This window comes from Sphingobium wenxiniae (assembly GCF_007830065.1).
In the GTDB taxonomy this organism is placed as follows: Bacteria; Pseudomonadota; Alphaproteobacteria; order Sphingomonadales; family Sphingomonadaceae; genus Sphingobium; species Sphingobium wenxiniae.
The window spans coordinates 1-11617 of sequence record NZ_VLKK01000040.1 but is presented as its reverse complement, the minus strand read 5'-3'; the positions used below and the strand labels follow the sequence as shown (position 1 = coordinate 11617).

Genomic DNA, 11617 nt, shown 5'->3' with positions numbered 1-11617 from the left:
CAGGACCGCTGCTCTGGCAAGCGCGGAGTTTACCACCTTGCGCCTGCGGCTGCTCAAGGTCGCTGCGCGCGTCGTAGAAAGTGCTAGCCGCATCCGCATTGCCTTCGCTTCCGCCTGTCCGGATGCCGACCTGTTCCGCGCCCTCGTTCTCCGGCTGAAGCCTGCGCCGACGTAGCCCATGCGGCAGCGCCGCAGAACTCCGAGCCCAGCCCTTCAACCCGAAAAGCCCATCAATCCGAATGCGGTGAAACAAACGCCAGCGATGCCGGTCGTCCGCGCAATACAGCCAGCCGCAGCAAATGCCCAGAGCGGACCCGAAACCGAGCGTCGTGAATAAGAGAGGCTAGCGGCTCAAGCCCGCTCGCGGTTGTGAGACCGGATATGGCGCCGCCGGACTCCAGGTCGGCGAATATGGTTGATTTTGCTCACGCGCTTGATCGACCGGAACGGGACGGACGGCTTCACGGCGCGGCCTACCGCCGCTGCGGCAAGCCGAGGACGTTGAGCCTGACGGAGCATGGAACAACACCATGCTGTATAATGCTTGATCTTATAATAAGCCTCACTTAATATCTGGGAGAAAGAAATAGGAGAAGCCTGATGATCATGAATGATATGGTCCTTATCAGTGTCGACGATCATGCGGTCGAGCCTCGCGAGATGTTCGAGCGCCATGTTCCGGCACGCTATCGCGATCTGGCACCCCGCAATGTCACGGTCGGCGGCAAGAATCGCTGGGTGTTCGAAGGCAGCTTCGTACCCATGATCGGCATGAATGCGGTGGCGGGCCGCCCCCGGCACGAATATGGCATGGAAGCGAGCGCGTTCAGCGAAATGCGCGAAGGCGCTTACGACGTCCACAAGCGCATCGATGACATGAACGCGAACGGCGTCATGGGTTCGCTCTGCTTTCCCAGCCTGCCCGGTTTTGCGGGTCATAATTTCCTCAAATACAAGGACCGCGAAGCCGGGCTGGCCGTGGTGCGGGCCTATAATGACTGGCATTTCGAGGATTGGTGCGGGCCTTATCCGGATCGCTTCATCCCCATGGCGATAGTGCCGCTATGGGACGGGCAGCTTGCGGCGGCCGAGATGGAGCGGATGGCCAAGCGCGGCGTCCATGCCCTGACCTTTCCGGACAATCCCACGGCATGGGGTCTGCCCAGCATCCACAGCCCGGAATGGGATGCGCTCTGGAAAGTCTGCGCGGACCATGACGTGATGATCTGCTGTCATATCGGCTCGGGCGGCGGCGCGCCGCACGCGTCGGACGATACACCGATCGAGGCCTGGATTCTGTCGATGCCGATCTCCATAGCCAACAGCGCGGCCGACTGGATCCATTCGGACCTTTGGCAGCGTTATCCGGATTTGAAGATGACCTTGTCGGAAGGGGGCATCGGCTGGATTCCCTATTTCCTGGAACGCGCCGACATCACGCACGAACGCCATCGCGATTGGTCGAATGCCGATTTCGGGGGAAAGATGCCAAGCCAGGTATTCCGCGAACATATCGTCACCTGCTTCATCGACGAAACCTTCGGCGTGCGCAATGTCGCCGACATTGGCGAGGACATGATCACCTGGGAGTGCGATTACCCGCATGCCGACACGACATGGCCCGAATCGCCCGAGTTCCTCTGGCCGGCGCTCAAGGACATGCCCCAGCGGATCGTCGACAAGATCACGCATCAAAATGCGATGCGGCTCTATCATTTCGATCCCTTCGTCAACCATACGCGAGAGCAGTCCACCGTCGGGGCGCTCCGGCGGCTCGCCACCCACGTCGACACCCGTCCTTCCGAAGGCGTCGGCGGAGCAAGGCCCGGTGACGCAGGACGCCGCGTGACCTCCGGCGACGTCAACCGCATCATGGCCGAAATCGCTACCGCAAGCTGAACACAACGCAGGGAATACAAATATCTGATCAATACTAAAAAAACCAGCATAGGAGTTGTTATGAAGCTTGAAGGAAAGACTGCACTGGTTACCGGCGCGACACAGGGCATCGGAATGCATATAGTGCAACGCCTCGCGGAAGAGGGGGCTTCGGTCGCCTTCACCGGACGGTCCAACGACAAAGGGTTGGAAGTGCAGGAACGTTTCCGCAGCCAGGGCTTGAACGCGACCTATATCAGGAGCGACGTGAGCATCGAGGAGCAAGTGCGTGAAGCGGTGGAAACGACCGTCAAGACATTTGGAGGCCTCGACATTCTGGTGAACAACGCCGCGGCCACCGACATCGCGGGATCGGGTAGGCAGGACAGTCACGTCGACGAGCTTCCCACCGAAATCTGGGATCAGACGTTCAAGGTGGCGGCCTATGGCACGTTCTGGACGAGCAAATATTCGATCCCGCACATGCGCAAAGCGGGCGGCGGATCGATTGTGAATATCACTGCCGCCTCGAGCACGCGAGCGATCACCGGGCGCCCCTCCTATCAGGCTTCCAAGGGCGCGGTTAACGCTCTGACGCGTCAACTGGCAATTGATTATGCTCCGGAAGCCATACGCTGCAACGCTGTAGTCGTCGGCTTTATCAACACCGGGGAACAGGGGATGCGGATGCTTTTGAAGAATGAAAACTTCATTAGCCAGATCCGAAAGACGATTCCTACACCCAGGCTTGGCGATCCCCGCGATATCGCCAATGCCGTTCTATTCTTCGCTTCGGATGAATCCGTCTATGTCACGGGCACCATGCTGCCGGTGGACGGTGGCCTAACGGCTCGACTGGGTATTCCGGATACGTCCAGTAAGGACGTCCTCAATCCGTCTTAGCAACTGAATAATGGAGCATGGGAAGACCCCGGGACTTCCGAGCCAGAGGAAGCGTAGCTGTTGTGAATGAATGCCAAATCGGTGTCATTGACAAGCTACGCTTTTTTGCCGAGCTATTCCTAAACGAACGGCTGTGCGCTCCGGCAATCTGTATCTGAAAGACCCGAGCGAGAGGGTTCGGCGAGAAAGAAGTGATTATTGCCGTCACGCGCTTTCCGGAAAGCGCCAACCCCGCACAAGCGCATGACAGCGCGATCGGACCGTTATTTCGACATTTCGCCGGCAGCCACCAGATTCGAGCGGAATTTCCGCATCGTAGTGGCAAACTGCTCCAAATCCTCCGGCGTCACATTCTTGCTGGCTTCCGCCATGACCTGCGCACCCAATAGCCGCAGCTTCTTCAGCAAATCATGCCCCTCGGGCGTTAACCTCAGTTCCCGGACCCGCCGGTCCCTGGCGTTCAAACACCGCTCGATATATCCGGCAGCCTCAAGGCGATCGGCCATGCGGCTGAGCGAAATCGGCTCCACTTCCAACAATTCAGCAATGCGCGTCTGAGTGGCGCCTTCGTTGCGCATAAGCATGACAAGTACCAGCCATTGCGCACGCGTAACCCCGGCTTCGCGTGCGTAAAAGTCAAAGCGCCCCCGCAATATTCGCGCGGTGTCGCCGATCAGAAAGGCGAAATTATCTAGATCGGTATCCACAGACGCCTGTTAGCGTAACGTCGGGTGTATCGACAATAGTAAAATCGCGATGGAAAGAACATGGCAGAGCGCCTTCGCGGCAATCCGTTCATCATTTGCGAAAATACCCCTGTCCAGCCATTCATAAGTCATGGACCAATAAAGAGATTCCCCCATCATCGGCTTCACGCTCTCTCCCGCGCTTCCAGTTCCTTGCGAATGTGGGCATGCCGTTCGGCAGTCAGCGGATAGCGGAGGATCGTCACAGCGGCGAGCAGGCTCAGCAGGGCCGGCAAGGCGATGTATAGCGTCATTAATCCCAGCAAGGAAGAACTCCCATTCAACGCGCCTGGGGCGGGATTGAAGTTTATGAAATCGAGCGACAGAAACATCAGGCCGACCGAGAGCGCCTGCCCGATCTTCCAAGTCCCTATTAGCAGCGCGAATAGCAAACCCGTCCGCTCGGCGCCGGTGTTAAGCCGCTCGAAATCGCTAATGTCCGCCATCATCGCGCGGGGAAGAAGGGCAATTGCGCCATAGGGAATGCCGCTTATGGCGGCCACGGTCAAAAGGCCCGCCAGACTGCCCGAAGGAGCCGCCAAATATAGGAACTGGAATATGGCATAGAGGAGCGCGGCGACTGCAAGCGCCTTGTGCTTCCCGATCCGATTCGCAAGCCATGACCATAGAGGGGTTCCACAGAGGCCCACGGCAAAATGCGCGATGAAAACCAGGCCGGTGTCCGCGCGCCCGATATCCATCACGCGCGTATAAAAGAACAGGCCCAAGGTGGAGGTCGTGCCGCCCGCCAGCCCCAGCAACAATTCCGTCGCCAGGAGCCGACGGACGATAGTATGGCGCAGCAAGCCAAAATAGCTCCGCAGATCGCTCCCATGTTGCGTTCCACCGGCAGGACGCTCTTTCACGGCGATTATCATGATGCCGACCATGATCGGAGCGGTGAGGATCACGAGCCACGACATCGCCCGCATACCCGCGGAGGCGCCATGATAGCCAAGCTCGGAAACGATCTTGGGCAGTAGCATCGAGATCATCATGCCGACCATGAAGGCCGCCTGCCACCAGGCATATATCCTGGATCGCTCATGATAATCGGGGGATATGTTGGCGGCGAGCGAAAGCTGCGCCAGGCTGAGGATGGACCATCCCGCATAGGCCAGTAACAGCCATCCCGTTAAATAGGCTGGTCCAACTCCGGGACTGGCACCGAACAGCATGCCCATGCCCAGCATGATCATGGGCGTACCAGCGAGCAGCCAAGGCCTATAACGCCCAAATCGGCCTTTCGTGCGATCCATGATGCCGCCAATCACAGGATCAAATCCTATGTCGAGGAGCCTCACGACCATGAAGATCGATCCTACGAGCGAAAGGTCGAGGCCAAGCTCGCCGGAATAAAATTCCGGCAAGTACACGACCAATGGCAAGGACAGGGCTGACAGGGATATGCTTGGGCCGGCAAGCGCTGCGAGAATATATTTCGGAAGACCCTGCCGTGGTTGCTGCGTCGAGCTCATTGCTTCCCTCTCCTCGCTTATGCCCGGCAAACTGCTTTTGGACGTCGCTCTAAGGCCGGCGGAGAATGGCTTGGCTCGGTATCCTCCGGGAAGCTGAACTCAGATTTTTGGCGATGTGCTTGATCGTATTTGCTCCAATAGCAGGATGACATCAAATGGCGCCCCAATTCGGTCCGCCCCGCAGCGCCTCTCCAGCCTGATGATCGTCAAAGAGCTTGCGGAACTCGTCGCGGAATACCGTCCGGCATGGGCCGGTGATCGATTGACGAAGCGTCGGATCGGACGCGCTGCCAACGGGCGCGCCGGGCACGTAATTTGTCTCGAACGCGACTTCCTTGCCAGCGAATTCGCCGGCCATGCGCGCCCAATCCTGCATGGGCATGGTTTCGTCGCCGGACCAGTTGACGATTGTCGCCGGCACGCTTGCCGCGTCGAGCAATGCTTCAAGCTGCCATTTCATGTCCTCGATATGGATGGGACTTTGAGGATTCGGATCATGAGGCGCATGGATGGTCTTGCCGTCCAGAACCGCCCTGATGACCTGCGCGGGCATGGTACGTTGTGTGCCCATGTAGGTGTTCAGGCGGGTGATCACGATCGGCATGTCGAAAGCCCGGGCGCAAAAGCGCGCAACCGCTTCGATCCCGGCCTTCGAAGAGGGGCTGGTGGGCGCATAGGCGGTCGCTGCTCGTCCAATGGGGTCGGTTTCCGTATAGAGGTGCCATGGATCTTCATGGGGTGAGTAAATTCCCATGCCAGACATGACGAGCGTCGCCTTGGCTTTACGGCAATGTTGAAACAGCAAGCCTGGCCCTTCCACATTTGTGCGGATTGCCTGCTGCAATTGCGAAATATCGGCGCGCATCCAGCTGAGATGCAGAATATAGGTGAAATCATTCGGCAGAATTGAAAAATCGGGATTTGCCAAATCGATTGCGCGTGTCGTGATGCCCGCATCCTCATAGGGCCTGCGCGCTTCCGGGTCGGCAAAACGAGCGATGCCCCACACTTCATTTTCCTTTGCCAGGAAATGGGCGAGCGGCGTCGCAACCATCCCCGTAACGCCGGTGATCAGGATTTTCTCACCAGATATCATCGCTTCTCTCCTTATGCGGACGGGCTCACTACGCAGCCCATCTTTCGCATGATCTTTCGAAATCCCGCGCAGGCTTTCGCTTCGGGCTTGACCTGATATTGAGCCAAGCTTATTATAAGATCAAGCCTTATGCCAGCGCGGCATCGCCCTTGCCCTATGCGATGGGCTTTCAGCGCTTCACCCGGACATTGTATGGAAATGGCCATGCCGACGGATGGTCGTCCCATCGCATCGGCATGATCGGGATTGACGTGCGGGCTAAGCGCTTTGCCGCTCCCTAGAATTCTATCCGCATCTGCACACCGTACATTCTCGGCTCTGCAAACAGGAGAGAGGCAAATCCGGCCGAGGAGGCCGAGTTGGCGGCGCCATTCGCATATGTCTTGTTAAAGATGTTGCGCATGTAAAGGCTAGCCGTAACGGAAGTACCCATGAGCTCTTGCCAATCGATCCTGGCATTGACAAGAGCATAGGCCGACTGGCTCAAGTTAAGGTCATCCTTGAAGGACCCGAAATATATCCGGCTCGATCGATAGGCATCCACATTCATGACGAGATTGCCCACGTCTTCGCCAAGCCGTGCTTCATAACGAACGCCGCCGCCTAGCGTGAGTTTAGGCGCATAACGGAAAGCGGTCGCTTCAGCCGTGCTTGGGAAAGCGGTGGTGCTTGCCAGGATGTCGGGCGTTCCCAGTGTCAGATATTTGTGATCGTTATAGGATGCAAAGGCGTTAATGCTAAGGTTTCGATTGAAGTATATATTCGTATCGAAATCAATGCCTTGAACCCTTGAAGTGCCTGCGTTGATAACAATCGAGCCGGCAGAAGGGTCGTTGGACGTATCGCCGTCAAGGTCAAAATTGGCGAGGCCGTTCACGTTGCGCTGGGTATTCTTATATTTGGCACGAAACACATCGATGTTGAAGTTTCCGTGAATGGCGCCGGTCCGCCATGCGACCTTTGCGCCCAATTCAAAGTCTTGCACGGTTTCCGGCGAGTAGGATTGGAACTGGGCCAGGCTCCGAGGCGCGGTCGTGCTGAAAAGAGGCGTGTTCACGCCACCCGCCCGATATCCATGACGCGTTGTGACATAGAGGAAAATGTCGCTTGTCGCCTGATAGTTTAAACCGATGTTCCAGGTCCACGCCTTGCTTTTGCTGCTTACCTGCGTGCCCAAGGTGGAGTAGGCGGTGTTGTTGACGACAACGGACCCTCCATTCTCGCATTGGTCCTCCGTGGCGAGTGGTGTGCCGAAATCAAAGGGGATGATGGCGGGATAACCAACCGAACAGGAGTCGGTTTTGTCCTGCGTCCTGCGCAAGCCCGCATCCAGTTTGAGTCCTTCGACCAGGCCGCTGAAATCATAGGTGATCGCGCCGAAGATCGCCTTGCTGACCTGCGTGCGATAGCTCAGAATCATGCTGGGACGCGAAGGTGGGGAGAAGGTCCCCAGCGCCAACCCCGAAGGTCCATTCGGCTCGCTCTTAAGATAAAATGCGCCCAGGATGGTTTGCAGCTTGTCGTCCAAAAAGCTTCCCTGGATTTGGAACTCTTCCGTATATTGACGCAGCATGGCACGGTTCACCGCGGTGATAAGGGTCAGGTCGACGCCGTCGGTCTCGGCCAGATTGTCTGTCTTCGCGGTGCGATACCCGAAGATATTCTTCAGCGTTATATCACCGATGTTCCATGTCGTTGTATTCGACAAGCCGGTAGCGCGGGTCCGAAGATAGCTATGTTTCTCCCCCCAATTCTTGCGAACGCCTGCTGCCTGCTGGCGCGCGAAGGCGAGATCGATGTCGCAGGTTATGGAAACATTGCAGTCATAATATGGAGCAAGAGCCGCTGACCTGAGTGCAATCGGACCACCATATACATGGGTCAATATCGGACCATCGCCCGAACGATGCCATGCGACATCATCATAGATCGTGACGTTCTTCAGATCGTCGTTTGCCTGCAACAGCAGGGAAACTCGGAACGAAGTATCATTAATATCTTCGCGATCTCCGCCGGTCGCCATCTTCACATAACCGTCCCGCTTTATACGCTGTCCAGCGATCCGTAATGCGATATGCTCATCGACGATGGGCAAATTAACCGCGCCTTCGGCTTCTATCTTATTGTAATTTCCATATCCGGCAGAGATGTATCCGCCTGTTTCGAAATTCGGAGCGACCGGATATATGAGAACGGCTCCACCTGTCGTATTACGGCCGAAAAGTGTTCCTTGCGGACCTTTAAGAACCTGTACTGAAGCCAGGTCATAGGTAGGAACGATACTTGCGATGTAGTTCATCGGAACGTCAGCAAAATAGGTCACGACTGGCGGTGCGGCCTCGCCCAGGTTCGGCCGGTCCTGTCCGCGGATGTTGATGGTCGGATTCGAACTGCCGCCGGCCGAGGAAATCGTAAGTCCCGGGACGGATTGCTGGAGTTGATCAAGCGATCTTATCGACTTTTCCCTCAACGATTCATTCGAAAGGGCGCTCACCGTGATGGGCACGCGCGATAGCGCCTCTTCCCTTCGACGTGCCGTAACAATGATATCGCCGGCAAGTCCGCCGGAATCGCTTGCTGCGACGGACTGGCTGGGAGCAATGGAAGATTGTGCCGAAGCTTCCGACGCGACTTGCGCTTGAGCCATGGCGCCATGAATCAACACCATGGCCGTACCGATAGCGGTATAGCTATACCTCATCTAACATCCCCTCTGGTCTTTTCACATCATATGGTCCTAGGCCCATAGTTATAAGCCTATCTTACTTTTATTCAAGCTTATAGGATGGGTGGCTTATTGCTGCCGCGCTGCATGATCCGATCGCGGTTCTCGGTGCCGAACTTCGCCCGGACCTATGGCCGGTTCGAAGCCGATCATGCCGGATGAGGAAGAAAAGGCCGAAGGCCCAAGCGAATCTTGTCGGAACGAGATTTTATAAGTCTAGCTTAATATCATTGTTGACAAGGCTCTTGCGATTGTCATCCTATGCGTCGGACAGGCGGTTCTGTGCAGTGCCCTGCTGCCTTGCTGGACCTCCCGAAGGGGGTCGAGAAGCGCATGATGCTGGAAATGGCCGAACAAAAATGAAAAGCGGTCCAACGGGACCAAGAGAGAAGGAAAGACAATGGACAGGCTTGATCGCAAGCAATTGATGGCGCGCGCGACGGAGCGCACTGGCCTCTCCGATTTCGGAGATCTCCCGTTCGAGGAGGCGCTCGACGTTCTGATCCACTCGCTGGAACGCGATGCAAGACTGGATGAAGCGCGTCGCGCGGAAACGGCGGACATGATTACCGGCATGCTGATCAAGAATCTGCGCTTGGTGGACGATCGAAAGACCTATTTCGGTATTGCCGATGAGGTGATCGAAGCGCCGATCTTCATCCTGGGCCTGCCGCGTACGGGATCGACCAACCTGCACGGGCTGATGGCGCAGTGCGAAGGCATCCGGGCTCCGCGCCGATGGGAAATGTCACTTCCCTGCCCGCCGCCGCAGGCCGCGACCTACGAGACCGACGAACGCATAGCGCAGGTACATGCAAAGGAAGTCCTGACGGCGTCGGAAGAACTGAAGACGCGGCATCCGATCACGGCCGATCGGCCGGAACAGTGCCAGGGCCTCAACGACTATATGTTCATGAACTGGGCGTTGCTTGCACCCTATGAACTGACGACCTACAAGGAATGGCTGCTGACTGCGGACCATCGTCCTTCCTACGAGGCGCATAAGCGCACTCTTCAACACCTTCAGTTCCGCCATCCGGGGCGGTGGGTCCTGAAATATCCCAAACATTCCTTCACGCTTGATGCGCTGATCGCTGTCTATCCGGATGCGAAGATCATCTGGACCCATCGCGATCCTACGCGGATCATTCCGTCGGCGGTCAGCCTGATCGAGACCTTCCGCAAGGCCACTCCGGGATATGACCGGAAAATCCTGGGTCGGGAATGGGCCACTTACGAAGAACTCGGCATTCGGCGCGGACTCGACATGCGCGACAATCTGTTCGAGCCGGAGAATGTTTTCGACATGCAATATACCGACGTCATCAAGGATCCGGTCGGATCGATCGAGCGTGCCTATGCCTATTTCGGTATGACCTTGTCCGACATATCCAAGACCCGTATCCTCGCCTACCTGGCCGATAATGGCAAGGACAAGCATGGCGTCCATTCCTATTCGGCCGAGGAATTCGGCCTGAGCGAGGACATGCTGCGTACATTGTTCAAGGATTATATCGAGCGGTTCAACGTCGCCTGATGGAATCGCCGGGCGTGCAACCGGCGCGCTCGACACGACCGACGGACGCGATGCGCTCGCCGGCCGGGGCGGGGAGCGCCGACGGACGAGAGACGGCATCGTGATCGGCGAGGTGACGAAGCAGATATTGCAACCCGATCATCTCATTGACCTGCTCGTCCGGAGTACGGCAGCGGGCGTGACCAAAACCACGCCCGCTATTCTCTCTTTTGTTCGAGAATGGTGCACTCGACAGGATTCGAACCTGTGGCCTCCGCCTTCGGAGCTAGAACTGTAACCCTACTCCACGCTGCGCCAGCCTTCGCCAAAGCCCTATAAGCTATTGTAGTTTATAGGTTTTCTTGACAACGAAGGGCCGCCAAGATACTCCAAGGGTCGCCAACCTTTTCGATCTGTTGGTGAGTTTTTGGTGAGTTTTTTTGGACCCCTCTGGCGAGGTGAAAATGCCAAAGCTAACGAAATCCGTCGTCGACAAGTCGCCCACACGCGAAAACCAATACACCGTCTGGTGCAGTGAGCTGAAGGGCTTCGGCGCCTTCATCATGCCGTCAGGCACCCGAACATACTTCGTCGATTACCGAAACGCCAACAATGTCCGCCGGCGCATGAAGCTCGGCCGGCATGGCACCGTGACCGCCGAACAGGCTCGCACGCTCGCGATCCAGGCCTTGGCGGAAGTCGCCAAGGGCAATGATCCGCTGGAGAACCGCAACAGCGCCCGTAAGTCGATCACGGTGAAGGAGCTTTGCGAGCTATATATCAAGGAGCTTGAGCAGGGCCGGATCCTCGGCAAGGGCGGCCGCCCGAAAAGGGCCAGCACCAAGTCCACCGATCTGGGTCGCATCAACCGCCATATCATTCCGCTGATCGGCAGGACGCTGGTCACTCGGCTGACCAAGGCGGATGTGACCACCATGATGAAGGACTGTTGATTTCCACTGAGAGTTGACCCGGGATTTTCATCGAGAAGTGACCCGGTTGGAAGGTATGTCCCGCTATGCGGGTGGTGGGTCAAGCGGGTTATTTTTCCTTTCGTGATTTGGGGTCCGCGGCGCTGGCCCTGAACCGAAAGCTGTCATTGCCGGTCTCGAGGATGTGACAGTGGTGGGTGAGCCGGTCCAGCAGAGCCGTTGTCATCTTGGCATCACCGAACACGCCAGCCCATTCGCTGAAGCTGAGGTTGGTGGTGATGACGACGCTGGTGCGCTCGTAAAGCTTGCTCAGCAGGTGGAACAGCAGCGCGCCGCCTGACGG

At 57.2% G+C, this 11617-nt stretch carries 11 protein-coding genes; 6 read left to right on the top strand and 5 right to left on the bottom strand.

Annotated elements, in window-relative coordinates:
- The 3 genes from IQ35_RS20045 to IQ35_RS20030 all read left to right on the top strand — a co-directional run.
- The coding region (locus IQ35_RS20045) for a transposase (RefSeq protein WP_199739889.1) at positions 1-175 on the top strand (175 nt) is incomplete at its 5' end.
- A 425-nt stretch (positions 176-600) separates the two neighbouring features.
- Positions 601-1899, top strand: a complete 1299-nt coding sequence (locus IQ35_RS20035) for an amidohydrolase family protein (protein WP_021246796.1) — start codon at positions 601-603, stop codon at positions 1897-1899.
- Between the two features lie 60 nt (positions 1900-1959).
- Positions 1960-2781, top strand: coding sequence for an SDR family NAD(P)-dependent oxidoreductase (locus IQ35_RS20030; RefSeq protein ID WP_031292142.1), 822 nt, complete (start codon positions 1960-1962; stop codon positions 2779-2781).
- A 263-nt stretch (positions 2782-3044) separates the two neighbouring features.
- On the opposite strand, the gene IQ35_RS20025 is transcribed toward IQ35_RS20030, so the two are convergent.
- The 3 genes from IQ35_RS20025 to IQ35_RS20015 form a co-directional block, all read right to left on the bottom strand.
- A complete protein-coding gene (locus IQ35_RS20025) occupies positions 3045-3488 on the bottom strand; it encodes a MarR family winged helix-turn-helix transcriptional regulator (RefSeq protein WP_021246794.1) in 444 nt (147 codons plus the stop codon).
- Positions 3489-3652: 164 nt separating this feature from the next.
- Complete coding sequence (locus IQ35_RS20020) at positions 3653-5005, bottom strand: MFS transporter (protein WP_021246793.1); 1353 nt, start codon at positions 5003-5005, stop codon at positions 3653-3655.
- A 151-nt stretch (positions 5006-5156) separates the two neighbouring features.
- Positions 5157-6101: an NAD-dependent epimerase/dehydratase family protein gene (locus tag IQ35_RS20015; protein WP_145076013.1), complete on the bottom strand. Its 945-nt coding sequence runs from the start codon at positions 6099-6101 to the stop codon at positions 5157-5159.
- Positions 6102-6199: 98 nt separating this feature from the next.
- On the opposite strand from IQ35_RS20015, the gene IQ35_RS20010 reads away from it, so the two are divergent.
- The gene (locus tag IQ35_RS20010; protein WP_145076009.1) at positions 6200-6382 is read left to right on the top strand and encodes a hypothetical protein; all 183 of its coding nucleotides are present in this window, start codon (positions 6200-6202) and stop codon (positions 6380-6382) included.
- Here the strand turns inward: IQ35_RS20010 and IQ35_RS20005 are convergent.
- Positions 6379-8802, bottom strand: a complete 2424-nt coding sequence (locus IQ35_RS20005) for a TonB-dependent receptor (RefSeq protein WP_145076006.1) — start codon at positions 8800-8802, stop codon at positions 6379-6381. The genes IQ35_RS20010 and IQ35_RS20005 overlap by 4 nt on opposite strands.
- A 424-nt stretch (positions 8803-9226) precedes the next feature.
- Here IQ35_RS20005 and IQ35_RS20000 point away from each other — a divergent pair, with 424 nt between their 5' ends.
- Positions 9227-10363, top strand: a complete 1137-nt coding sequence (locus IQ35_RS20000) for a sulfotransferase family protein (protein ID WP_021246789.1) — start codon at positions 9227-9229, stop codon at positions 10361-10363.
- A gap of 443 nt (positions 10364-10806) precedes the next feature.
- Entirely contained in the window at positions 10807-11295 is a 489-nt protein-coding gene (locus tag IQ35_RS19995) for an Arm DNA-binding domain-containing protein (RefSeq protein WP_242003425.1), read from the top strand.
- An 88-nt stretch (positions 11296-11383) separates the two neighbouring features.
- Here IQ35_RS19995 and IQ35_RS19990 read toward each other — a convergent pair.
- The coding region (locus tag IQ35_RS19990) for an ATP-binding protein (protein ID WP_158636727.1) at positions 11384-11617 on the bottom strand (234 nt) is incomplete at its 5' end.

Coding starts and splice junctions, on each gene's coding strand:
- IQ35_RS20015 (WP_145076013.1), bottom strand. CDS start 6,101: ATGATATCTGGTGAGAAAATCCTGATCACCGGCGTTACGGGGATGGTT.
- IQ35_RS20000 (WP_021246789.1), top strand. CDS start 9,227: ATGGACAGGCTTGATCGCAAGCAATTGATGGCGCGCGCGACGGAGCGC.
- IQ35_RS20020 (WP_021246793.1), bottom strand. CDS start 5,005: ATGAGCTCGACGCAGCAACCACGGCAGGGTCTTCCGAAATATATTCTC.
- IQ35_RS20035 (WP_021246796.1), top strand. CDS start 601: ATGATCATGAATGATATGGTCCTTATCAGTGTCGACGATCATGCGGTC.
- IQ35_RS20005 (WP_145076006.1), bottom strand. CDS start 8,802: ATGAGGTATAGCTATACCGCTATCGGTACGGCCATGGTGTTGATTCAT.
- IQ35_RS19995 (WP_242003425.1), top strand. CDS start 10,807: ATGCCAAAGCTAACGAAATCCGTCGTCGACAAGTCGCCCACACGCGAA.
- IQ35_RS20030 (WP_031292142.1), top strand. CDS start 1,960: ATGAAGCTTGAAGGAAAGACTGCACTGGTTACCGGCGCGACACAGGGC.